The organism is Myxococcales bacterium (assembly GCA_022184915.1).
Classification (GTDB): domain Bacteria; phylum Myxococcota_A; class Polyangia; order Fen-1088; family Fen-1088; genus JAGTJU01.
On sequence record JAGTJU010000005.1, the window covers coordinates 402276 to 425985 of the forward strand.

The following is a 23710-nucleotide window of genomic DNA, read 5'->3' on the forward strand; positions in this document are numbered from 1 at the left end:
CCTCAGGACAGCTTCGGCTTGACGTGCCAAACGGCCTTCTTCCGCCCCTTCCGCGGCGGTGTCAGCAGAGAAGGGTCATCGAGGAGCGCTTGCAGCGCTTCACGCGGGTCGCCATCAGCAGCCTTGCGCATGTCTCCGCCTTCGTCGCGCGCGATCTCGATCAGCAAGCGGTCGCTGACCACCGAACGGGGGAAAAGTGCGGTCACATCTTGTTCGCTCACCCAGCCGTCCCGGTGTTTGATGAGCAGCCAGTCCTTGCCGGGAGGAGCACTTTTGGCGCCGGTACGGACCAACACCCACGAGCCCCGAAGCCTCTGCCCTTCGAGCGTGAACTTGAGATCGCCTTTGGCGAGGGCCGCGTCGACATCCTCCGATTCGGGGACCCAGAGGCCGTGGTCCCAGATCATTACGGTGCCCCCCCCGTATTCCCCCGCCGGAATGATGCCCTCGAAGGTGTTGTACTCCTTCGGGTGATCTTCCACCTGCCGGGCCATGCGCCTCACCTTGGGGTCGTAGCAGGGGCCTTTGGGCACGGCCCAGGACAGCATCACCCCATTCCACTCGAGCCGGAGATCGTAGTGGAGCAGCGTGGCGCGGTGCTTTTGCACCACGAAGGACAGCTTCTTTGGTCGGCGCGCCCGCACCGGTTTACCCTCGGGCTCGCGGGTGACGTCGAACTTCCGCTTGCGGCGGTACTCGTCGAGGGGCATGCCCCGAAAACCATAGCGGCTGGGCGGCCGGCGCCACCATCCGGAAACGCCGGTCCTGTTCACCGCTTCGCCCATCGAGCCGTAAACGGCCGTGGGGCCGCGGCCTGGTCCATCGACCAAGCGCGGCCCCAGGTTCCCTGCTCTGACTCAGCTGGACGAGCGCGCCCGTACCGACTCGATGGTTTTGCCCGAGCTTGGGTAGCTTTCGCCTACCGACACGTTCGTTTCGACGAGCCCCTTCTGCGAACCTGCCTTCCGGGCCTGGGTCTCGGCCTCTTGTACGAGCCCCACTTTGTGGGCAATGCCCCCCATGCGGCGCAGGCGCTCGACGCGGGCCTCGTGCCCCGCCGCTTCGGGCGAGGTCGTGGGCGTGGCCTTCACCACGCCCGCCTCCTCATCGACCAACCTCTGGTAGCGGGCCACCTCGCGTTGGGCACGCTCCACGAGGCCCGACTTGACGGCCGGGCTGCCCATGCGCCGGTACGTGGCCAGCTTGTCTTGCCACGTCCGCAGCGCCTCGGCCGGGCTTTGCGCCCCTGTGTAGGTCGCCGCTTCAACGGGGTAAGCGCGCTCCCGTACGTCGGTTTCGTTGACGTCGTCGGCAAAGGCCGACGAGGCCGGCAAGGAGAGGGAGAGAGCCAACACCGAACCCGAAATAACCTTGGATGCCTTCATGACACACGTATCCTTTCTGAACTGCTTGTCTTGCGTTCCGACAAGTCCCTGAACCGGTGCCCCCGGAAGCGAGCTGGGACGAAACCCACGCCCGGGGATCGAAGCGATCGGGCCGGTTCAGATCAGAAAGGACTGTTTGTGCAGGAGGATTGGGATCGGGGGAAAGCGGCGAGGCGGGCCTGCGAAGGCGGCCTCCGGCTGCGCCGTGGCGAGCAGCAGCGACGTCTCGAAAAACGGCGGGGGCGTCTTGTGGGCCTTTTGCCCTCGGGGGGCGCGCAAGCGCGCCGACGAGGACCGGCGGGTGAGCGCTTCGAGTTCGGCGCAGCACGACGACCCAAGCTCGGACCCCGCCTTCTCGCCGGATGACTTGGACGGCTTCGTGGGCTCTTCGGCCTCCTCGCCCGAGCCCTCCCGGGGACAGTTCGTGGGCCGGCTGGCCGCGGGCGCCACGCAGGACGCCAGGACGAGTGGCACCAACAGCAGCGCGGCCCACACTGTGCGGGGGGGCGCCGGGGTCGCTCGAGGGTCCTGACTGCCGTGGGCCATGTTCGTACCTCTATTTCTAGACACTCGACGTTTACCGTCAAGACATTTCGACGTTACATTCCGTGCGACAGACGGGCGTCTCGGCAACCGACACTCCCGTGCGCCCCACCTCGCAGGCGGTCACTCGATGCGGACCAGGGAGGTCTCCAGCCGGGCTTCCGCCGGATCGACGCTGACCACCAGGTAGTGCCGGCCGAGGCCGTCGAGCCGCTCGGGGATCGCGCCCCCGCCCCCCGTGACGAAGGCCGGAATGCCCCCGTTGCTGAAGGCGTAGTACGAGTGCACGTGCCCGTAGATCGTGAGGTCCACGCCGCCCGCGGCCAGCAACGAGATCAACTTCGCCGCCTCGAGGCGGCTCGCGAAGGCGCCGTTGCGCGCGCCCACCGGATCGAGCGGCGGGATGTGCATGAACACGAAGTGCAAGCGATCGCGGGCGTCCACGAGCCAGGTATCGAGCCAGCCGTAGACCTGGGGCGCCAGCGTGGCGCTGGCCGAATCGAGCAGCGTGAACTGCACGCCGTGAAACGCAAAACGGAAATTGCCGCGTCCGAAGTGCTCGTGAAACAAGGTGTCTCGTACGCCCAGCTCGTGATTGCCGAGCGTGGCGAAGATGGGGATGCCGAGACCCTGCATCTCCCGCTGAAAGCGCGTGAGCTCCGCTTCCGAGCCGCTCTCCGTCAGATCGCCGCTCATCACCACGAACCGGAGGGTCTCGTCCTGATTCATGCGGCGGTAAAGGTCCTGGACCCGGCCGATGGCTTCTTGCACGTCCGCGAACACCGCGAAGCGAAACGGGGTGGAGGCGTTGGCGTCCGGGGGGGCCAGCACCAGGCGCAAAGGTCCGGGCTGAAGGCCAAGGAGCTGGTAGCGCCGTTGCGTCGCGACGAGCGTGGGTTCGGGCACGAGGGCCAGGCCGGGCGGGCCCTCCGGGGCGCTCAGCACGGCATCGGGCAGGGCATTGTCGAACGTGAGGCTGAGCGTGGGGGTTCCGGGCGGGATCGTGAGGGTCAGGCCGAGCGACGGCGCCTGCCCCCACAACACGATGCGGTCGGGTGCCAGCAACCGGACAGCCGCCAGGCCTTCGTCGACGGCGATGGCAAGCCCCCCAGAGGCCGCCTGCCCCACCTCGGCGTCGCGACGCGCCCGCGCGTCAGCCACGTCGAGACAGCCCGTGAGCGCTCCCCCGGCAAGCAGGGCGACCCCGATCCCCCCCATACGCCCACGCGCGCTCATTGCAGCTCTCCCATTCTGTGAACCACGGCTAACCCCCAGACCCAGGCGGCGCCGGCCTGCACGTCGGCCACCAGGCCGAAGCGGGGCGACAGGAACGCCACCAGCTCCGCACCGAAATGTCCCAGCGCGCCGCTGCCCAGGCCGGGCGTTTTGAGACCGCCGGCGAACCCATCGTGACGGTGCTCGTAGAACAAGCGCAATGTGCCCCGGCGGCTCGGGTGATGGCCCAAAAACGCGCCGAACCCGAACCCGCCGATGAGCACACCCTGGGCCTCGGCCGCGTCCACCTGGGGGTACTGGTAGGCGCCGATGCCGAGACCGGCCGAGGCGTCGACGAAGGCGCCAGCGAGCGAAGGCGCGAGGGCCGCGAGGGCCACGCGCGACTCGACCCGCAGGTCGAGGCTGGACAGGTCGTACGCCGGATCGAACACGCGCGTCGAGGCCTCGCGGTGGCGGTGGTGGAAGAGGCCAAGCACCAGATCGACGGAGGTGCCGCGGGCGTCGGGACGATCCGCGCGCGGGCCCACCACACGAACGGCGGTGTCGAAGGCCACCCGCAGGGTCTCGCCCCCGGGAGCGACGAAGGCAGCCGGAGACAGCCGCCAACGCGCAAGCCGCAGGTCCAGCGCCGGCGTGAGGTAAAGGCGGCTCGACAAGGTGGGATCGTCCACGAAGCGAACGCCGGCAGAGAGCGAGAGCCACGGCAGCCGCGCCAGCGGGCGCCCGAAGCCCCCGGCCGGTGCCAGGATGCCGTACACGTCCGCCAGCCAGCTGGTGATGAACAAGCCCGCCCCGGCCATGGTGGTCAACGCAAACAGCTCGACGGTGTGCCGAGAGGCCCCCGAAAACGCCAGCCCCAAGACGCCGCCGACGAGGGCCCCGACGCCCACAGACTCGGCGACGAGAAGGCGGCGCGCCGTGCGGGAGTCGCCCGCCGCAAAGTGACCGGCGCCGTGCAAGAGCAGGCCGGGCACGAGCGCCGCGCCCGCGGGCACCACCCCGCGCCTGAGGGTGGGTGGGGGTGCGCCGGTGGTGCTGCCGGGTTCGGTGGCGGGCACGTCAGGCGCGGGCGGCGGGGCCGCGCGGGCTTCGGCGTCGACGAGAGAGCAGGCCAGCAGGCAACCGAACGCGAAGCGAAGCACGGCAGGAGCGTAGCAATCCCCCGCGGGGCGCAGAGGACGAGGGGTGCGGGCCCGAAGACGCAGGAACCGCACGCGCCGCCCGCGGTCCGGGGCGAGAGGGGTCGCCTGCTAGAGTGGCGGCCCGATGCCCCGGTCCCCTCGCCTCGCCGCGCCCGCGCTTCCCCGGCTCCCCTTCGCCTTCGGGGTGTGCCAGGTGGGGGCCGAGCCGGCCGTGAAAGCCGAGGTGGCGCGCCTCAAGCCGGGGTGGCGGTTTGCGTTTTCCCGCCCCGGATTGGTGACGTGGAAAACCGAGGCACCGATCTCCCCCGACGAGCCGCTCGACGCCGTGTTCGTGCGCCACCATGGCGCCTCGATCGGGCGCGCGGACAACGCGGAGCAAGTGGTGGCGCTGGTCGCCCCCGTGCTACAGGCCGCAGGCGTACCCGCCCGCCTGTCAGTCTTCGAGCGCGACCGGGCCAAACCGGGCGACGAAGCGCCTGGGGACAGCTACGGGCCTGCCGCCGAGGCCGTGCGCCGGTTGGTCGAAGCGGCGTTCCCGCCGGGAGCGCTCTTTGCGGAGACGCGGGCGCGGCCCGGGGACCTGGTGATCGACGTGGTGGTGGCAGGCGACGAGCCCTTTTTGGTGGGCCTTCACGTGCACGGCCCCACCCACGCGCCCTGGCCGGGGGGGCGGCCTTCGTTCACGTTGCCGCCGGAAGCGCCCTCGCGGGCCTGGCTGAAGCTCGAAGAGGGCCTGGCGTTTGGTCGCCTGCCCCTGCGCGCCGGGCAGGTGGCCTTGGAGGTCGGCAGCGCGCCGGGCGGCGCGAGCTGGGCGCTGCTCGGCCGGGGGCTCACCGTGGTGGGTGTGGATCCCGGGGACATGGACGAACGGGTGCTGCGCCACCCGGGCTTTACGCACCTGCGATCGACACTGGCGGAAGTGCGCCGCGAAAGCCTACCCCCGCGCATCGATTGGCTGCTGCTCGACGTGAACGTGGCGCCGCAGGTGGCGCTGCACCAGCTCCGGCGCCTCGTCAGCACCCTGCGGGGCACGCTCGCGGGCGCCCTTTTGACCTTGAAACTGAACGACTGGGGCATGGCCCGTGACGTGCCCGCGCTGCTCGCGCGGGTGCAAGGCATGGGCTTTTCCCGGGTGCGTGCCAAACAGCTCGCCCACAACCGGCAGGAGCTCTGCGTGGTGGCGCGCCCCTGACCAAAGGGGCGGCGTCAGCGCCCCGCCAGCGCCATCGTGTTGACCAGCGTGCCGATGGGCGCGATGCCGATACGCACCTCATCGCCCGGTGCGAGCGTGAAGTCATCCGGCGGCACGATGCCCGTGCCCGTCATCATGAGGCAGCCCACCGGGAAGGACATTTCGCTGAACAGGTAGCGCGCCAGTTCGTCGGGGCGGCGGCGCATCTGGGAGAGCGTGGTCTTGTCGGCATTCACCACCTGCCCGCCGCGCAGGATCTCGAGCGTGATCTCGGTCTCGGGAGCCAGCGGGCCGTCCGTAAGGTACCAAGCGGGCCCAACTGCAGCGCTGGCGTCCCACACCTTCGCCTGGGGCAAATAGAGCGGGTTTTCGCCCTCGATGTCGCGGGCGGAGAGATCGTTGCCCACGGTGTAGCCCACCACGGCCCCCGTGGCGTCGATGACCAGCGTCAGCTCGGGCTCGGGCACCATCCAGCGGCTGTCGCGGCGCAGATGCATGCGGGCGCCCGGCGCGGCCACCCGGCTTGGGTGGGCCTTGAAAAAGAGCTCGGGGCGATCGGCCTCGTACACGCGGTCGTAGAAGCTGCCGCCCCCCGAGGCTTCGGATTCCGCCATGCGCGCCACACGGCTGCGAAAGTACGTGACGCCCGCGGCCCAGACCTCTTGCGTGCCGAGGGGGGCCTCCAGGGTCCCGGGCGCTTCCACCACCTCACCTTGCGCGAAGGCCTGTTCTGCGCGGACCCGTGCCCCCGCGGACGAGAGCAAACCGTCGAGATGGAGGCCGGCGAGCGCGCGGTGCTGGTGACCATCGAAACCGACGAGGCCCGAGGGCGTGTTGAAGATGTGCATGGAAAGACTCCTGTGGCTTCCGAGGCCTCGGTTGCTACCATGTGCCCTGTCGATTGTCGACAATCCTGACCATGGCCGCCCGTCCCCTCTCCCGCAGCGCGCTTTTGCCGATTCCCCGGCAGACGCTGCGCACGCCCATCGCCGACCAGCTGCGGGCTTTCATCCTGGACGGCCGGATGGCCCCCGGAGAGCGCATCGTGGAGCTCGGCGTGGCGGCCCAGCTGGGCGTGAGCCGCGCCCCCTTGCGGGAGGCGCTGTGGCAGCTCGCCAAGGAGGGGCTGGTGCGCTTCGAGCCGAACCGGGGAGCGTTCGTGGCCGAGCTTTCGGCGGAGGACGTCACGCACATCTTCGAGATCCGGCAAGCACTCGAGACCCAGGCCGCCGTTCGCATCTTCGAGCGCCAGGACGAGGCCGCCTTCAGGGCGCTCGAACAGCGGTGCGCGGCGCTCGAAGCAGCCGGCACCCGGAAGGACATGCGGGCCTTTGCCGAAGCCGACGTGGCGTTCCACAAAACGCTGTGGCACCACGCGGGCAACCCGATCCTCGAAGAGGTGCTCTGCGGGGTGTCGGTGCGCTTCTTCGGCTACGGACTCATCCGGGATTTGCCCCGCGCCTCGGCCTACGCGTTCGACCAGGTGGTGGCCGAGCACCGCAAGATGCTCGCGCTCATGCGAGCGGGCCCGAAGGCGCGTATCGTGCGCGGCTTCGCCCATGCCCTGCGCGCCTTCCGCGATTACAGCCTGGAACGCTTCGCCAACGCTGCAACCCAGAAAAACGCTCTGAGATCCTCATGACGACCAACCGAAAAGCTCACTTCATTGCCGGCGTCCTGTCGGCCGACCCCCACGCGCCTACCTTCGAGGCCTTCGATCCCGCGACGAGGACCGCTTTGCCCTTCGTATATCCCGAAGCGACGGCGGCCGAGGTGGATCGGGCCGCCGCAGCGGCCGAGGCGGCCTTCGACCCCTTCCGCGCGCTGCCCGGCGAAAAACGGGGCGCCTTCCTCGAGGCCGTGGCCCAGCGCATCGAGGCGCTGGGGGCCGACCTCATCGAGACCGCCCACAAAGAAACGGGCTTGCCCGTGGCGCGCCTCGAGGGCGAGCGCGCCCGAACGCTCGGACAGCTGCGGATCTTTGCCGAGCTGGCCCGGACGCAGTCTTGGGTGGGCGCGCGCATCGACCGCGGCGACCCCGAACGCAAACCGCTGCCCCGCCCGGACGTGCGGAGCCACTTCGTGCCCGTGGGCCCGGTGGTGGTGTTCGGAGCCAGCAACTTCCCGCTGGCCATCTCGACCGCCGGCACCGACACCGTGTCGGCCCTGGCCGTGGGCTGCCCTGTGATCGTCAAGGCGCACCCGAGCCATCCGGGCACGAGCGACTTGCTTGCGACGGCGTTCGTGCAGGCCGCGCGCGACACCGGCATGCCGGCGGGCGTGTTCTCGATGTTGCACGGCCGCAGCGTGGAGCTCGGGCGGCGCCTGGTGGAACACCCAGCGGTGACGGCCGTGGCCTTTACGGGCTCGGCCAAGGCAGGGCGCGCGCTGTTCGATTTGGCGGCGGCGCGTCCCTGCCCGATCCCGGTTTACGCCGAGATGGGCAGCGTGAACCCCGTGTTCGTGCTGCCGGATGCGCTCGCGCAGCGCGGGCCCACGATCGCCTCGCAGTTCGTGCAGTCGCTCACGATGGGTGTGGGCCAGTTCTGTACGAACCCGGGGCTCGTGTTCGCGTGTGAAGGGCCCGCGCTCGCGGCCTTCGTCGACGCGCTCGCAAACCCCGTGGCGAGCTTTGCGCCGTCCACGATGCTGAACGCGGGCATCTGCCAGGCCTTCGAGGCGGGCGTGGCCAAGCTGGAAAGCACGGCCGGCGTGAAGCTGGTCACGCGCTCGCAAGCCGCAGCAGCGCCCGGGCAAGCCGGCGGCCACGTGTTCCAGGTGCCCTGGCGCGTCTTCAAGGCCACACCCCACCTGGCGCACGAGGTGTTCGGGCCGATCTCGGTGCTGGTCACCTGCGAGAGCGTGGAGGAGATGCTCGAAGCGGCCCGCGGGCTCGAGGGGCAATTGACGGCCACGATCCACACGACCGACGACGAACACGACCTGTTTTCGCGCTTGGCGTTCGCGCTCGAGCCGAAGGTGGGGCGGCTGGTGGTCAATGGCTTCCCCACCGGTATCGAGGTGTGCGCGGCCATGCATCACGGGGGGCCCTACCCGGCCACCACGCACGGGCACTTCACGTCCATCGGACACGCCGCCCTCTATCGCTTCGTACGGCCCGTGGCTTACCAGAATCATCCGCCTGCGTTGCTGCCGCCGTCCCTCCGCGACGATAACCCGCTTGGTCTCACCCGCGTCGTGAACGGGCGCTACGAAGCGCCCTAGGGCGTGCGGCCCCTCCGTGCGGCCCACGAACGGCACCGCACGAGGGCGCTCGAAGCCAGGCAGCGGGCCCTGCGGTGGTTTGCTAGACCGCAGGGCGGAGCACCGAGACCATGAGGCGTTTCTTCATTGCGCTGGGGTTCGTTCTGCTGGCAGGCGCGTGTGACGACGGAGGCACGTCCGCACCGGGGGACGCTTCGCCCTGGCCCGCGGACGCTCCGTGGGAGGACGCGGCCCTTTCCGGGGACGCGGCGGCGTTCGACGCGTGTCTTTCGTGTGGGGACGCCCCCGCCACGCCGATAGACGCGGCCAAAGACGGCGGAGGCGAGGGCTCTGCGGATGCAGGCCTCGACGCCGGACCGGGCGACCCCACGGACGCCGGACCGGGCGACGCACATCCGCCAGCACACGTGGATCTACGCTTCGAGAGGCAGTTCCCGATCAAGGCCTTCGCCAGCGGGCAGCGCTTCGTGGTGGTGCTGGAACGGCCTTTACATCTCACCACCGAGTACGGATGGCCGGCGCGCTCCGTGCGTTGGATCGAAGCGGACGGCCGTGTGGTGCGCAGCCGGGGCTCTTCGGGGCTGCGGTATCTCCTGGACGTGGCCGTACACCCTTCGGGGCAAACCACGCTGCTTTTCGCCTCGAACGAGGGGTTTTCGCTCGAGCGCACCGACGCCGAGGGCGCCCTGCTCGGCACCTTCGTCTTGAACGATCCCCGCGGTCGACACGGACCCGCCAGCGTTCCCCCCGCCAGATGGTCCCATCACGCGCTCGACGTACGACGTGGGTCGGATCGCCGCGGCGGGTGAACGTGTGGTTTTGGTCACGCGCACCGGGCGCCACGCGGTGCTTGCCTACGGGCTCACCTACGAAGGCGGTGACCGCTTCGGCCAGTCCTTTCGCACGCTGGTGGTTCCCCCGCTGGCGATGCCTGCGATCGGTCTCACCGGAGGCAGCTACGACACCTTCGGCCTCGTAGGTGCACAGTTCGCCGTTCACCTGGCGGTGGGGCCCGAGGGCTTGATCTACGTGGGGGTCCGCTACCCGGAGATCTCGCCGCGCTCGTTGGTGCGGGCGCACCAAAACACTTTCGGGGAGACGCTGGCGACCGACCCCGACGGCCTCGATTCGTATGTCACGCGCCTGTCCGCCGGGGGTGTGAGGCTGGGCACGAGCGTCGTCAAGATACCCGCCACGGGCGACGAGCTGGAACCGCACGACGAGCTCCAGAGTCTGCACGCCGTGCCAGGGGCGGTGTGGCTGGCGGGGCGAACGGAGCTGTGGAACCCGCAAGGCACGGGGCACGACGTGTTGTTGGCCCGCATCGACGGCGGCTCGGGGGCCGTGCAGAGCTGGCGCATCGACCTCGACCGGGGCGATATCGCCTTCGGGGTGGTTCCCCTCGACACCACGCGGTTCGTGATCGTGGGCGCGCAGGGCTATACGCAAAACCCGCAAGGGGCGAGCGTGTCGGAGGCGGCCACCGGCTTTGCTCGGGTGTGGTCGCCGACCGCAGGGCTCGGTGCGTCCCTCCCGGTGCCCTCTGGGCCGCGTCACAACCAAACCCGCTTGGCTCTCCCGCTCGCCGGGGGGCGGTTGCTGCTGGGCGGGATGATCGACGGGCCAGGCACCCATTCGGCTGACGGAGATATCGGCAAGCTGCGCGCTGACGGATACCTGGTGACAGGGCCGTAAGTGACGTTCACCCGGTTGACGCAGGTCGGCCTGTGCGTTGAGATGACCGCGTGACCCCTTCTTCCTGGCTCCCTGCGCTCGCCTTCGGGCTGTTCGGGCTCGCTTCGGCGTGCACCACCCATGCCTCGCCGCCCCCTTCGCCCCCCCAAGTGCCGCAGCCGACGGGCTTCGTGCGGGTCAGCCCGATCGACGACTTTCGGGGCCAGCCCGCGTTCCGCGTCGAAACGGGCACGCAGCCGGGGCCCCCTGCCCTCACGTACGTGTACCACCGGCTAGGGGCGGGGTTCGCCAGCCTCATCGACCGCGACGGCCACGACTGGATCAGCTGGAACGAAGGGGCGGGCCCAGAGGGCGCGTTTCGGGGCATCCCCAACCTGGGACTTGGCCGCTGTTGTCACCCCGGCTACGGCACCGACGGTGAGCTCGTCATGCAAAGCGAGCTTGCACGGGTGACGGCCGAGGAGGTGGTGATCCGATCCATCGGCGCGGGCTTCGAGCTCACCTGGACGATCACGCCCGACACAGCCACGCTGGCCGTGCTGCGTGCGGACAAGTCCTATTGGTTCCTCTACGAGGGCACGCCCGGTGGGCACATCGACGCGCAGGACACGCTGTGGTTGGCGGCGGCGCCCGCGCCGCTGCAGGTGGAACGAGACAAACACACCGCCGACCTGCCGGGGCCCGAGTGGGTTGCCTTCACCGACGGGCTCTCGACGCGTACGCTCGTGCTCGTGCACCACGAAGACGACGCCCACATGGACACGTATTTTCGCATGGGAGAGGGAACGGGGGGCATGACGGTGTGGGGCTTCGGACGCGAGCGGGGCGACGCGCTCATGACGGGCGTCAACCACATGACGCTGGGGCTGCGTGAGACGCGCGACCCATCGGCCCTGCGGGCGTGGGCCGAGCGCAGGGCCACGACGAACTGAGCCTGGGCTCCTGCGGGATGCGCCATTCAGCGTCCCTGCCCGTCTGACGATGAGGCAGAGAGATGGCGTGGTCTTCGCGAAGCCAGCTCGTGATCGCCCTTGGTCTTTGGGCTTCGATGACGATGGCCTGCGGCCGGCTTGGCTACGAGCAGGTCTCGAACACCGAGGTCGATGCGCCGGCCACGGCGCAGGCCGACGGCGGCCCGGACGACGGGGCCACGTCGGCAAACCCACGGGACGCATCCGGTACGGCGACGGACGCCCGCGATGCCGCGAGCGTCCTCCCCGATGCGTCCAGTGTCCCCCCCGATGCCGCGAGTGTGCCGCCCGACGCGCCCGGCGCGCCTCCTGATGCGCCCAGCGTGCCCCCCGACGCAGCCGTGATGGATCCTCCACCCGACGCGGGCCCTCCGCCCGCCACCGAAACCTGTGACGACGTCACGTCCGGAAGCCTCTCGGTGTGGCCCTTCGACGACTTCGCCAACGGCACGGTGCGAGACGTGGTGGGCGGGCGCAACGGCATCGCCCAGGGCAACTTGCAGTCGGTGGCGGGCGCCCCGGGCGCTTGCGGGGGCGCCCTTCGATGGCCCTCCACGGGATCGGCGCACGTCCTCGTTCCGCACGATCCGGCCTTCGCCCTGGCGTCGGGCGCCGTGGATTTCTGGGTGCTGCCGGGGCCTGCCGAAAGCACGCGGGGACTCGTGGTGCGCGACTTGCGAGGGACGGAAGAATCTGGACATTTCCTCGTGGCGCTCCTCGAGAGCAACGTGCTGGTGCTGCGCATTCAAGCCAATCAGGCGGGAACGGAGGACAACAACGTGGTGGTCCTGTGTTCCGAAGCACCTTTGCCCCGCGATACATGGAGCCATGTCGCCGTGAACTTCGGCCCGCCCCGCGCCGAGCTTTACATCAACGGGCGGCAGAACGATGGGCGCGACCCCAAGGTGAACGGGGGAGTCATCGGTGACATCACCTGCGGAACCAACTCTTCGTTGGGAATCGTGGGCAACGAAGAGCCCTGGATCTTTGGGGCCTCGAATCACCGCTCGTTGAGCGGCGTATCCGTGGATCTGCCCGCCAACGCTGTGACCTTGGGGCGCATCCGCTTGCGCGCGGAACGACTGACGTTTTGAGCCGGCCGGCGCCTGGACGCGGAAGCGCCGCTACACGAACGTGATCCAGATCCCGCGCTGAGGGACCGTCATGCGGGGAACGCAGCCCGGGAGGCCCCCCCCCGGGGCCCTGACTTGACTTCCGGGCCGTTGCTCCTTATGCCAGGAACACTTCTTCTGTTGCTGCGCGTTTTCGGACCCGTGCTGAATGCCGCGGGGGCTCGTCCCCGTCGGAAGCGTTGCAGCCCTCGACACCGGAGCCGATTGCATGACCAAGACCTACGAATGTCGCGATTTCTTGCGTCGCGATTTCTTGAAGACCACGGCCGCGGCGGGGGTAGCCGGCGCGGTGGCGCTGCGGAGCGCCTCGAGCTACGCCCGCATTCTCGGCGCCAACGATCGCGTCCGTGTGGGCGTGGTGGGGTTTGCCGACCGCGCCCGTGGCAGCTTGATCCCCGCGTTCCAGAGCCACGCCAAAGAGCTGAACATGGAGCTCGTCGCGGTCTCGGACATCTGGTCGCTTCGCCGCGCCGAGGCCGAGGGTCACTTCCAGGAGGCGTACGGACAGAAGGTCGTCACCACCCGCAACAACGAGGAGCTCTACGACCGTAAAGACGTGGACGCGGTGATCATCGCCACGGCCGACTTTCAGCATGCCATGCACTGCGTGGAGGCCGTGAAAGCGGGGCGCGACGTTTACGTGGAAAAGCCACTCGCCAACAAGCTGAAGGACGCCAAGGCCGTCTTGAGTGCGGTGGAGGCGTCGCAGCAAATCGTTCAGGTCGGCACCCAGCGCCGTAGCGGCACGAACTACATGGCCGCCAACGATTACATCCGCTCGGGCAAGTTTGGTGACATCGTGGCCGTGGAGATGAGCTGGAACGTCAACCAGCCCGGCCGGTGGCGCCGCCCCGAGTTGGTCGAGAAGCTCAAGGAGCAAGACACCGACTGGAAGCGCTACTTGATGCACATGCCCTTCGAGAAGTTCGACCCCCGCAAGCACCTCGAGTACCGGCTGTTCTGGCCCTACTCTTCCGGCATCCCCTGCCAGTGGATGGTTCACCAGATCGACACGGTCCACTGGTTCACGGGCTACGATCACCCCCGCAGCGTCGTGGCCAACGGCGGGATCTATTTGTGGAAAGACGGCCGTCGCAACTTCGACACGCTCACGGCCGTGTTCGACTACGGTCCGCTCGACGACAAAAACAAGGGATTCCAGGTCACGTACTCCTCCCGGCAAACGAACGCGGCGGGCGGGACGAAAGAGGTTTACTACTCCAACGGAGGTACACTCGACCTCGACAAAAACACGATCGATCCCGATGGCGGCCTGACCGCGGAGCACGCCAAGCCGATGGGTATGGAACCCAACATGTTGGCCAAGGGCAAGTTGCCCGAGATGAAGGTCACCACCGCTGCCAACACCGGCGCCGACGTGCTCACCAGCGCGCACGTGCGCAACTGGATGGAGTGCGTGCGTTCGCGGAAGCAGCCGAATGCCCCCATCCGCGCGGGCTACAACCACGCGCTGGCGGTGATCATGGTCAAGGCAGCGATCGATACCGGCAAGCGCGTCACCTTCGACGACCGCAAGCAGACCCTGCGCCTCGGGTGAGCCTCACCGGGCCCCGGGCGGGCCTTGCGCGTCGGCGGCGCGCAAGGCCTCCTGGAGGCCTCAGCCTCGTTCCACCCACACCGCCACCTCGCCCTCGTCGTCCACGTGCGCCGTGACGTCCATGGGGTGACAGCACACGTCGCAGTCCTGAACGAAGCTCTGTGTGCCCGTGCTCTCGGGCTCGACGTCGATCATCACCTCGGTGGGCTCGCCGCAGAAGGGGCAGGTTACGGTTTCGTTCATCAGGGGCCTCGCTGACCAGCATAGCCCAGGACCCAGGGGACGTGCGTGTGGGGCGGGTGCGGGCCGTGTGCCGCGCGCTCGCAGAAGTGAAGCCGCAGCCGCTGCGGCCAGGCGCCCCCCTTCGCGCAGGGTTCGCGCGATTTAGGGGCAAATCGGGGCGTTTCGAGGTGGCCCGCTCGTTGCACCAGGGGCCCGCACGAGCGTGCGACCCCTTACCCTATTACTCTCCGCCTTGAGCGCCTTCTCATCGATGGCCGCGACGGGCACAGGACATGCGGCGGAAACGCCGGAGCCCGCGGCCCTGAAGTTCGCCGAGACCTGCGCCACCTGCCACACCATCGGCGGTGGGCGCAAGGTGGGCCCGGATCTGCTGGGTGTCACCAACCGGCGCGACAAAGCCTGGTTCACCGCGTTCGTGAAGAACCCGAGCGCCGTCATCGACAGCGGCGATCCCGTGGCCACGGGGCTCCTCAAGGAGTACGGCATTCGCATGCCCGAGCTTGGCCTGCAGGACGCAGACGTTGACGGCCTGTGGGGCTACTTGACGGCCTGTACCGCCAAGGGGGGCTGCCAACCCGTTGCGCTCGGCCCGAAGTGGGGCACCGACGGCAGCCCCGAGGAGATCGCCACCGGCCGGGCGTTGTTTTTCGGCGAGAGCCGCTTCCAAAAGGGCGGCGCCCCCTGCTTCGTTTGCCACAACGTGCGCAGCGCGGGCCTGATGGGCGGCGGGAGCTTGGGGCCCGACCTCACGTTCGCCTATGCCCGCCTGGGCGAGCGCGCGCTCGACCCGCTGCTGGCCGACATGAGCCCGCCCGTGATGAACGCCGTGTACGCGCAAACGCCGCTCACCGAGGACGAGCGTTATGCGCTCAAGGCGTACTTCGCCGACCTGTCCCGCAATGGCACGCCCCCCAAGGAGCAGGGCGAGTTCTTCTGGTTGGGCCTCGAAGGCATGGCGCTCGCGCTCGGCGGCTTCGTCATCGTCTGGGGCCGAGCCCGGTCGAAAGACGGTCGCGGTGGAAAGCCCGGCCCTGCCCCGCGTTCCGAGGATTCCCCGTCATGAACACCCCGTCCATCGCCGCCGTGGCTTTCACGTACATGCCGTACATGGCCGTCTTCGGCTTCCTCGCCGCCTGGATGTACCGTTGGGGCATCCTGCGCAACGATCGCGGACCCCGGGTGGGCGGCATTTCGGCCGCCTCCGAGGGCGCGCTTCTGATTGGCTTTTCCACCCTGGTGGTGGGTCATGTGACCACGGCGCTCGCCCCCGGGGCCATGCGCGCGCTCATGGGTGATCTCGAGCGGGTGGCCGTGATCGAAACCGTGGGCCTCGTGGGCGCGATGCTGTTTTCCTGGGGCGTGGGCGCACGGCTGCGCCAGCGCTGGGCGGCGCTGCGGGCCGGGGTGCCGCAGCAGGAAACGCGGGTGCTGGTGCTTGCGCTGCTCCTGCTTTCGAGCCTGCTCGGAATCTACCTCACGGTTCGTTACCGCTGGATCACCGCCTGGTACGCCTACGTTTCGGTGCCGTACGTGCGCTCGCTCTTCGTCATGGAGCCGCAGCCGGCCTCGATCGTGGCAAGTCCTTTCGCCGTTCAGCTTCACGTGCTGGTGTTCATGGCGCTCGTGGCCAGCTGGCCTATGGCAGGACTCGACTGGGAAGAGCTTTTTCCCGTGAAAGGCGTGGCCCGGCGGATCGCCGAGGCCGCGCCGGCCGCGCCCGGGGAGGCTGCCCGATGAATCGTTCGACATGGCTGGCCGTCATGCTGGTCGCCAGCGGGTGCGAGATCGCAGGGCCCCTCAACACACAGAAGGGCTACATGCCCGAGCAGCCCGTCGCCTACTCGCACGCGCTGCACGCGGGGCTTTACGAGCTCGACTGCCAGTACTGCCACAGCGGCGCCGAACGCAGCCGCCACGCCGGCGTGCCGTCCTCGTCGGTGTGCATGAATTGCCACTCGCAGGTGCGCACCGACGCTCCGGAGATCCAGAAGCTGCAGCGCTTCGTGGAAAGCGACACCCCCATCCCCTGGGTCAAGGTGCACCGCCTGCCTGACTTTGCGTACTTCAACCACGCAAGCCACATGTCCGCGGGCCTCGCCTGCCAGCGTTGCCACGGCCCCGTGGAGACGATGGTGCGCGTGGAACAGAAAGAGACCATGAGCATGGGCTGGTGCCTGGATTGCCATCGCGAGATGCGTGCCCAGCGCCCGGCCGCGCCCACGCCGCTCGCCACCTTGCCGCTCGAACGCTTCGCCACCCCCGATGCGATCGTGAGCCGCACGCTCGAACCACCCACTGACTGCTCGGCCTGCCACCGCTAGCGCACAAGACACCATGTCGACCTCTTCTCCTCCTTCCAACGCCCCCCCCTGGTGGCAATCGCTGGCCGAACGGCAAGACCCTGAAGGCGTGCGCGCCGAGGCTCACGCGGAGTTTCCGCAAAGCCTGCCCGTCAACCCCGGAGCGGGGCCCAAAAAGAGCCTTCCCATCGTGGGCCAGGCCAGCGAGCCCCCGCGGCGTGACTTCTTCAAGATGATGGGGCTGTCGGCCACGGCGGCGCTCGCCGCGTGCAAGCGGGCCCCCAAGCAGAACATCCTGCCCTACACTCAAAAGCCGGACGCGCTCATCCCGGGCGTGTCGTCGTGGTACGCATCGACCTGCCAGGCGTGCCCCGCCCGCTGTGGCCTGCTCGTGAAGACCCGCGATGGGCGTCCCATCAAGATCGAGGGCAACCCCCAGCACCCCGTTTCGCAAGGGGCTGTCTGCACCATCGGGCAGGCCTCGCTGCTCGGGCTCTACGATGCCGATCGCGCGCGCACCCCGAGCCGCGGCGGCCAGCCCGTCGCGTGGAGCGCCGTGGACGAGTTGGTCAAGGGCGCCCTCGCTCGGGCCACCGCTGCAGAGACCTCCATCTACCTCGTGGTGCCGTTTGGCCTGGGGCCGAGCGAAGAGGCCGCGCTCACGGCGCTCGCCGCGCGCCATCCGCGTGCCAAGCGCGTACGCTTTGATGCCCTGGGCGACCGGCGGGCCCTTGCCGAGGCCCATCAGCTGGTGCACGGGCAGGCGCTGATCCCTGACTACCGTCTCGACCAAGCCCGCATGCTGGTGTCCTTCGGCGCTGATTTCCTCGGCACCTGGCTCAACCCTGCGGCGTTCAGCCGTCAATGGGCGGCGGCGCGCGACCTGGCCCGACCCCGGGAGGTGCTGCACCACGTGCAGATCGAAGCCATGCTCAGCCTCTCGGGCGGCGCGGCTGACGTGCGCCACCCCGTCCCGCCCTCCGCCCTGCGCCCTACCCTCGCAGCACTGGTGCACGCGCTGGCCGAAGGGCGCAGCGACGCCGTGGCGCAAGCCGCAAAGGCCGCTGCGGCCAAGGTGGGTGGAGCCAGCGCGCTCGACGGCGCGCCGCTCGCAAAACTGGCGCACGACCTGCGTGCCGCGGGCGACCGTGGCCTGGTGTTGGCCGGTCAGGGGGGCCTCACCCTGCAGGTGCTGGCCGCGCTCGCCAACGCGCTCCTCGGCAACGGCGCCACCACGGCCCGAATCGATCAAGGTGTGCCCGCGGCGAGCGATCTCGACTGGACGAGCTTCCTGAGCGAGCTCGGCGCGGCCCCCGCGGGGGCGGTGGTGTTCCTGGGGACCAACCCGGTGATGGCCGACCGACGCCTGCGCGCGGGACTCGCCAAGGCAGCGTTCAGCCTTTCCACCTCTTCCCACCTCGACGAGACCGCCGCGCTTTGCCACGTACATGCGCCCGAAGGCCACCCCTTCGAGGGCTGGAGCGACAGCCTCACACGGCAAGGCGTGTTCGCGGTGAATCAGCCCACGGTGGCGCCGCTCTTCGACACCCGCAGCCGGCTCTCGAGCTTGCTGGCCTGGGCGGACGACGCCCGCGACGATCATGCCTTCGTGGGTGAAGAGTGGAGGGCCGTGCTGGGCGAGGCCCTGGGTGACGGCGACTTCGCCGCCTTGTGGAATGCGCGTCTGCGGGACGGCGTGTTCGTGCGAGAAGCCCCGGAGGGCCTTACCCTGGCACTGGGCGCGCCAGAGGCCATCGCGGCGGCCGTGGAGCCCGCCGAGGCGCCCGCGCAAGGGCTCGAGCTGGCGCTTTACGCATCGGTGGGCTTGGGCGACGGCAGCGCGGCCAACAACGGGTGGCTGCAGGAGCTGCCCGATCCCATCACCAAGATGACCTGGGGCAACGCCGCCGCGCTCGGGCCCGCCCTGGCCGCGCAACTCGGGGTCAAAGACGGTGACCTCGTGCAGGTGAGCGGCGAGGTCAGCGTGACGCTGCCCGTGCTCGTCCAGGCGGGCGTGGCCCCGCGAACGGTCGCGTTGGCGGTGGGCCACGGGCGGACCCGCGGCGGCCGACACGCGGCAGGACACGGCGTGGACGTGTGGCCTTTGGCCGTGCACGGCGGCCGTTTTGCACTGGGGGGGCAAGCGATCAAGGTGACACGCACGGGGGGCGCGACAGATCTCTACTTGTCTCAGATCCACAACTCGCAGGAAGGCCGCGCGCTCGTGCGCCAGGCCACGTTGGAAGAGTACCTGCACAACCCCGCGCACGCCGGACACCCCGAGGAACATGCCCTTCCCGGCAAGGGCCTTTGGTCGAAGCACCCGTATGAAGGTCACCGCTGGGCGCTGGCCATCGATCTCGACAAATGCACGGGCTGCGGCGCCTGCGTGGTGTCCTGCCAATCCGAAAACAACATCCCCATGGTGGGCCCCGTGGAAGTGGGTCTGCGTCGCGAGATGCACTGGCTGCGCATCGACCGCTACTACGGCGGCGCTCCCGAAAACCCCGAGGTGCTGCACCAGCCGATGATGTGCCAGCACTGCGAAAACGCCCCCTGCGAGACGGTGTGTCCCGTGCTCGCCACGGTGCATTCGGCCGAAGGTCTGAACCAACAGATCTACAACCGTTGTGTGGGCACACGCTATTGCGCCAACAATTGCCCCACCAAGGTCCGGCGCTTCAACTGGTTCGACTACCCGCACGACGAGCCGCTCGAGCGCATGGTGCTCAACCCCGACGTGGTGGTGCGCAGCCGCGGCGTGATGGAGAAATGCTCGATGTGTGTTCACCGCATCGAGGAGTCGCGGGCCCAAACCAAGCGCGAGGGCCGCACGCTCGCCGAGGGCGACGTCAAAACGGCCTGCCAGCAAAGCTGCCCGGGCAACGCCATCGTCTTCGGCGACATCAACGACCCCCAAAGCGCCGTATCCCAGGCTGCGCAAAACCCGCGCGCCTATCAGATCCTGACCGACCTCAACATCGGACCCTCGGTGTCCTATCTGGTCCGCATCAAGAACACCCGCCATGGCTGACCATCAATCCTCCCTGCGTGAACCCCTGGTCTCCGCGCCCCGCACGCTTGGCCAGATCACCGATGACGTCATGCGCCCCATGCACGCGCGCCCCACGTGGAAGTGGTGGGCCGCGTTCGCGGTGGCGGTGTCGCTGCTCACCTTGGGCGTCAGCACCGTGGCCTATCAGATCCTGACCGGCATCGGCACCTGGGGGCTCAACCGCACGGTGGGGTGGGCGTTCGACATCACGAACTTCGTGTTCTGGGTGGGCATCGGCCACGCCGGCACATTGATCTCGGCCATTTTGTTCTTGTTTCGCCAAAAGTGGCGCACCAGCATCAACCGGTCGGCCGAGGCCATGACGTTGTTCGCCGTCATGTGCGCGGGCGTCTTCCCGATCATCCACATGGGCCGCCCCTGGGTGGGGTTTTGGGCCATTCCTTACCCCAACGACCGGGGACCGCTGTGGGTCAACTTCCGCTCGCCCCTGCTTTGGGATGTGTTCGCGATCAGCACCTACTTCACGGTGTCGGCCGTGTTCTGGTACGTGGGCTTGGTGCCCGATCTGGCCACGGTACGCGATCGGCTGAAAAGCGGCCTCAAAAAGGCGCTCTTTTCGGTGTTGTCGCTCGGCTGGAACGGCTCCAGCCGCACCTGGGCCCGCTATGAGGTGCTCTATCTTCTGCTCGCGGGCTTGGCCACGCCGCTCGTGCTCTCGGTGCACACCATCGTCTCGATGGACTTCGCCACCAGCGTGATTCCGGGCTGGCACACCACGATTTTCCCGCCCTACTTCGTCGCCGGCGCCGTGTTCAGCGGCTTTGCAATGGTGCTGACCCTGCTCATCATCGCCCGCGTGGTGATGGGCTTCGAGCACCTCATCACCATTCGCCATCTGGAGAACATGGCGAAGGTCATCATCGTCACGGGCAGCCTGGTGGGCCTGGCCTACGGCACCGAGTTTTTCGTGGCCTGGTATTCGGGCAGCGCCTTCGAGCGGTTCGCCTTCATCAACCGGGCCTTCGGTCCCTTCGCGTGGTCGTACTGGATCATGGTGTCGTGCAACGTGATCTCGCCCCAGCTTCTGTGGTTCAAGCGCCTGCGCACCTCTCCGCTGGCGCTGTTTGCGCTCTCGCTCGTGGTGAACGTAGGCATGTGGTTCGAGCGTTTCGTCATCATCGTGACCTCGCTTCACCGGGATTTTTTGCCCTCGAGCTGGGCCATGTATGCCCCCACGAAGATCGAAGTCTTCACGATGCTGGGCAGCTTCGGGCTCTTCTTCACGCTCTTTTTGCTCTTCGTGCGGGTGTTGCCCGTCATCTCGATAGGTGAGGTCAAGGCCGTGCTCTCGTTTGGGCGAAAGGGTCACAAGCCCACGCACGAGCCCCTCACCGCCCCGGCCCCCGTCCCGGCGGATCGCCCCGACGTGGTGCCCGCGCCCATTCCCCTCTCCGGAGCGACCACCCCATGACTTTTGCCATCGGTTACTTCGACGACGAAGCCCAGGTGCTCACGGCCACGCGTAAGGCCCGTGAATCCGGCTTTTCCGTGAGCGACGTGTTCTCGCCCTACGCCATCCACGGCATCGAAGACGCCATGGGCCTGCGCCCCTCGCGTTTGCCCTGGGTGTGCTTCGCGGCCGGCATGACGGGCGCCACGCTGGCCATGGGCTTTCAGCTGTGGACCTCCGTGTCCAGCTGGGCGCTCAACGTGGGCGGCAAGCCCTTCGCCAGCGTGCCCGCGTTTATTCCCGTCACCTTCGAGCTGACCGTGTTATCGGCCGCCCTCACGAGCGCTTTTGCACTGTTTGCGCGCGCCAAGCTGTTTCCGGGAAAGAAGGTCAAGGTCCTTCCGCGGGTCACCGACGATCGGTTCGCCCTCGTCTTGGAAGAGCGTGACGGCGCGGCGGCGAGCTTCCTGCAAAGCGCCGGGGCGCTTGAGGTTGCGGCCGAGACCCCGCAAGGAGACGCGCCATGAGCCACAAGCGCACGTGCGCCTCGATCGCGACCTTGGGACTGGCCCTACTGGGCGGCTGCGACCGCGACCCTGCCGAGCCGAACCGCGAGTACATGCCCGACATGGTGAGCTCGATGGCCTTCGAGTCGTTCTCGCCCAACCCCCTCACGAAAGACGGGCGCACGATGATGGCCCCGCCCAAGGGCACGGTGTCCCGCACGCAGGAGCTCTACGCCTATGGCCCGGGTCCCGAAGAGGCGGCACGCGCGGCGCGAGAGCTCGAAAACCCCGTGCCCGAGACCGAGCTCGTCCACGAGCGGGGGCAGATCGCCTTTGCGCGCTGGTGCAGCCCCTGCCACGGCCTCACGGGCCAGGGTGACGGGCCGGTGACCCGGCTCTTCCCCCGCCCCCCCTCCTTGCTGGCGCCCCACGCACAAGACTTGGCCGACGGGCAGATCTTTCACGTCGTCAGCTGGGGCCAAGGGCTGATGCGCGGCTACGCCCAGCAGATCGAGCCTCGTGACCGCTGGATGATTCTGCATCACATTCGCAAGATGCAGTACGACGCGCAGGTGCAGGCGGCGCAAGCAGCCGCCGCCGCACAACCTGCCGCGCCCCCGCCCGAAAGCCCCGTCCCTCCCGAAGCCTCGCCGGAGCCCAAGCCATGACCGCCCTTGCCCGCTTGCAGAAACTCTCGCTCTCCGCCGCCATCGCGGCCCTGGGTGTTCTGGGTCTCGGCTGCGTGATGACACCCGCCCGCGGCTTCACAGCCTTGCTGACGGGAAGCCTCTTCGTGCTGGGCCTCTCCGTGGGAGGGCTGGTGCTGTGGTCCTTGCACACCGTAGCCAACGCGGGGTGGCACGTGGTGATCAAGCGCGTGTGGGAGGGCTTCGCAGCGGCGCTGCTGGTGGGAGCCGCCCTGTTGCTCGTGGCGGTGGGCCCGGGCATGCAGGTGCTTTACGAGTGGGCACGCCCCGAGGCGGCGCACGATCATCTGCTGCACCTCAAGGCGGCCTACTTGAACGCGCCCTTCTTCTTCGCACGCCTGGCCGTGATCCTGGGCCTGTGGTTTTTGTTCGCGGTGAAGATCCGCCGGCTGTCGCTGGCCCAGGACGCAGCCACCTCCGAAGCGCAAGCCGTTGCGTATACCCGCAAGGCCGTGGGCCACGCGGCGGTGTTTCTGGTGGTGGGGGCCATCACGATCTGCGTGGCGGCGTTCGACTGGCTGATGAGCCTCGAGGCCCATTGGTTCAGCACGATCTTTGGGCTCTACAACATCGCCGGCATCCTGGCGTCGACGGTTACCGCCACCATCGTCGCCGCAGTGCTGCTCAAGCAGGCGGGCCTTTTGCCCCAGCTCACCGACAAGCACTTGCACGACCTGGGCAAGCTGATGTTCGGCTTCTCCACGTTCTGGGCTTACATGTGGATCTCGCAGTTTTTGCTGATCTGGTACTCGAACCTGCCCGAGGAGACGCAGTACTTCGAGGCACGATGGCTCGGGGGGTGGATGCCGCTTTTCATTCTGGTTCCCCTGCTCAACTGGGTGGTGCCCTTCTTCTCGCTGCTGCCCCGCAAGGCCAAGCACAGCCCCCGTCACCTGCTCATCGTGGGGGGGGTGCTGCTGCTCGGCCGGTGGCTCGACCTGTGGCTCATGGCCGCCCCCAGCAACCTGCCCGAACGGCCGATGTTCGGCGTGTTCGAGCTGGCGGGCATCGTGGGGCCCGTGGCGTTGTTCGTATTCGCCGTAAGCCGCACCTTTGGTCGCGTGCCTCTGCTGGCAGCCCGAGATCCCTATCTGGTGGAAAGCTTGCATCACCATGGGTAAAGACACGCCGGAAGCGGGCCCGGAGGGCTCCGCCGACTTCGACGCCTCCTTGGACCCCGAGGCGTCCGCAGGCTTCGACGGCGCCGTGCACTACCCCCGCGAGAGAGCGGGATGCGCCTTCAGGCTCAACCCTTACACGCGCGGCGGCCCCGGAGGGGTCATCCGGGTGATCCACTACACGCGCGAGACCCCACGAAGCGGCAAGGACACCGGCGCCCAGCTTCCCGCGGATCCTGTCGTGGCGTTCGGCTCCGACGAGCTGTGAGGGGCGCGCCGATCCAAGCGCC

24 protein-coding genes are annotated in these 23710 nt (G+C 68.5%); 17 read left to right on the forward strand and 7 right to left on the reverse strand.

Annotation, left to right across the window (positions count from 1 at the left end):
• Positions 1 to 2: 2 nt before the first annotated feature.
• The 5 genes from KA712_20210 to KA712_20230 form a co-directional block, all read right to left on the reverse strand.
• Positions 3 to 710: a hypothetical protein gene (locus KA712_20210; protein MCG5055294.1), complete on the reverse strand. Its 708-nt coding sequence runs from the start codon at positions 708 to 710 to the stop codon at positions 3 to 5.
• A 147-nt stretch (positions 711 to 857) separates the two neighbouring features.
• Positions 858 to 1385, reverse strand: coding sequence for a hypothetical protein (locus tag KA712_20215; GenBank protein MCG5055295.1), 528 nt, complete (start codon positions 1383 to 1385; stop codon positions 858 to 860).
• A gap of 117 nt (positions 1386 to 1502) precedes the next feature.
• Positions 1503 to 1931 carry a hypothetical protein gene (locus KA712_20220; protein ID MCG5055296.1) on the reverse strand — a complete coding sequence of 143 codons (429 nt, stop codon included), beginning with the start codon at positions 1929 to 1931 and terminating at the stop codon, positions 1503 to 1505.
• Positions 1932 to 2051: 120 nt separating this feature from the next.
• Positions 2052 to 3146: a metallophosphoesterase gene (locus tag KA712_20225; protein MCG5055297.1), complete on the reverse strand. Its 1095-nt coding sequence runs from the start codon at positions 3144 to 3146 to the stop codon at positions 2052 to 2054.
• A 14-nt stretch (positions 3147 to 3160) separates the two neighbouring features.
• Positions 3161 to 4306, reverse strand: a complete 1146-nt coding sequence (locus tag KA712_20230) for a hypothetical protein (protein MCG5055298.1) — start codon at positions 4304 to 4306, stop codon at positions 3161 to 3163.
• A 124-nt stretch (positions 4307 to 4430) separates the two neighbouring features.
• Between KA712_20230 and KA712_20235 the strand changes: the two genes are divergently transcribed.
• Positions 4431 to 5498: a hypothetical protein gene (locus tag KA712_20235; protein MCG5055299.1), complete on the forward strand. Its 1068-nt coding sequence runs from the start codon at positions 4431 to 4433 to the stop codon at positions 5496 to 5498.
• 14 nt (positions 5499 to 5512) lie between these two features.
• On the opposite strand, the gene KA712_20240 is transcribed toward KA712_20235, so the two are convergent.
• Positions 5513 to 6346 carry a fumarylacetoacetate hydrolase family protein gene (locus KA712_20240; GenBank protein MCG5055300.1) on the reverse strand — a complete coding sequence of 278 codons (834 nt, stop codon included), beginning with the start codon at positions 6344 to 6346 and terminating at the stop codon, positions 5513 to 5515.
• Between the two features lie 71 nt (positions 6347 to 6417).
• On the opposite strand from KA712_20240, the gene KA712_20245 reads away from it, so the two are divergent.
• The 7 genes from KA712_20245 to KA712_20275 all read left to right on the forward strand — a co-directional run bounded on the left by KA712_20245 (position 6418) and on the right by KA712_20275 (position 14080).
• Complete coding sequence (locus KA712_20245) at positions 6418 to 7140, forward strand: GntR family transcriptional regulator (protein ID MCG5055301.1); 723 nt, start codon at positions 6418 to 6420, stop codon at positions 7138 to 7140.
• Positions 7137 to 8723, forward strand: coding sequence for an aldehyde dehydrogenase (NADP(+)) (locus KA712_20250; protein ID MCG5055302.1), 1587 nt, complete (start codon positions 7137 to 7139; stop codon positions 8721 to 8723). Before KA712_20245 ends, KA712_20250 begins: the two co-directional genes overlap by 4 nt.
• A 110-nt stretch (positions 8724 to 8833) precedes the next feature.
• Positions 8834 to 9532, forward strand: coding sequence for a hypothetical protein (locus KA712_20255; GenBank protein MCG5055303.1), 699 nt, complete (start codon positions 8834 to 8836; stop codon positions 9530 to 9532).
• Entirely contained in the window at positions 9507 to 10418 is a 912-nt protein-coding gene (locus tag KA712_20260) for a hypothetical protein (GenBank protein MCG5055304.1), read from the forward strand. Before KA712_20255 ends, KA712_20260 begins: the two co-directional genes overlap by 26 nt.
• A gap of 50 nt (positions 10419 to 10468) precedes the next feature.
• Positions 10469 to 11350: a hypothetical protein gene (locus tag KA712_20265; protein MCG5055305.1), complete on the forward strand. Its 882-nt coding sequence runs from the start codon at positions 10469 to 10471 to the stop codon at positions 11348 to 11350.
• 62 nt (positions 11351 to 11412) lie between these two features.
• Positions 11413 to 12483: a LamG domain-containing protein gene (locus KA712_20270; protein MCG5055306.1), complete on the forward strand. Its 1071-nt coding sequence runs from the start codon at positions 11413 to 11415 to the stop codon at positions 12481 to 12483.
• 247 nt (positions 12484 to 12730) lie between these two features.
• Positions 12731 to 14080, forward strand: a complete 1350-nt coding sequence (locus KA712_20275) for a Gfo/Idh/MocA family oxidoreductase (protein ID MCG5055307.1) — start codon at positions 12731 to 12733, stop codon at positions 14078 to 14080.
• 60 nt (positions 14081 to 14140) lie between these two features.
• On the opposite strand, the gene KA712_20280 is transcribed toward KA712_20275, so the two are convergent.
• Positions 14141 to 14323, reverse strand: a complete 183-nt coding sequence (locus KA712_20280; protein ID MCG5055308.1) for a CPXCG motif-containing cysteine-rich protein — start codon at positions 14321 to 14323, stop codon at positions 14141 to 14143.
• Positions 14324 to 14573: 250 nt separating this feature from the next.
• Between KA712_20280 and KA712_20285 the strand changes: the two genes are divergently transcribed.
• The 9 genes from KA712_20285 to KA712_20325 are packed head-to-tail and all read left to right on the forward strand — an operon-like array spanning position 14574 to position 23688.
• A complete protein-coding gene (locus KA712_20285) occupies positions 14574 to 15386 on the forward strand; it encodes a cytochrome c (GenBank protein MCG5055309.1) in 813 nt (270 codons plus the stop codon).
• On the forward strand, positions 15383 to 16060 hold the full coding sequence (locus KA712_20290; GenBank protein MCG5055310.1) for a respiratory nitrate reductase subunit gamma: 678 nt from the start codon (positions 15383 to 15385) through the stop codon (positions 16058 to 16060). The genes KA712_20285 and KA712_20290 overlap by 4 nt, the downstream gene beginning before the upstream one ends.
• A complete protein-coding gene (locus tag KA712_20295; GenBank protein MCG5055311.1) occupies positions 16057 to 16644 on the forward strand; it encodes a cytochrome c family protein in 588 nt (195 codons plus the stop codon). The genes KA712_20290 and KA712_20295 overlap by 4 nt, the downstream gene beginning before the upstream one ends.
• Before the next feature lie 13 nt (positions 16645 to 16657).
• Positions 16658 to 19657, forward strand: coding sequence for a TAT-variant-translocated molybdopterin oxidoreductase (locus KA712_20300; protein MCG5055312.1), 3000 nt, complete (start codon positions 16658 to 16660; stop codon positions 19655 to 19657).
• Entirely contained in the window at positions 19650 to 21110 is a 1461-nt protein-coding gene (nrfD, locus tag KA712_20305; protein ID MCG5055313.1) for a polysulfide reductase NrfD, read from the forward strand. Before KA712_20300 ends, nrfD begins: the two co-directional genes overlap by 8 nt.
• A complete protein-coding gene (locus KA712_20310) occupies positions 21107 to 21616 on the forward strand; it encodes a DUF3341 domain-containing protein (protein MCG5055314.1) in 510 nt (169 codons plus the stop codon). Before nrfD ends, KA712_20310 begins: the two co-directional genes overlap by 4 nt.
• On the forward strand, positions 21613 to 22263 hold the full coding sequence (locus KA712_20315) for a c-type cytochrome (GenBank protein MCG5055315.1): 651 nt from the start codon (positions 21613 to 21615) through the stop codon (positions 22261 to 22263). Before KA712_20310 ends, KA712_20315 begins: the two co-directional genes overlap by 4 nt.
• The gene (locus KA712_20320; GenBank protein MCG5055316.1) at positions 22260 to 23423 is read left to right on the forward strand and encodes a hypothetical protein; all 1164 of its coding nucleotides are present in this window, start codon (positions 22260 to 22262) and stop codon (positions 23421 to 23423) included. Before KA712_20315 ends, KA712_20320 begins: the two co-directional genes overlap by 4 nt.
• Positions 23416 to 23688, forward strand: coding sequence for a hypothetical protein (locus KA712_20325; GenBank protein MCG5055317.1), 273 nt, complete (start codon positions 23416 to 23418; stop codon positions 23686 to 23688). Before KA712_20320 ends, KA712_20325 begins: the two co-directional genes overlap by 8 nt.
• Positions 23689 to 23710 lie beyond the last annotated feature (22 nt).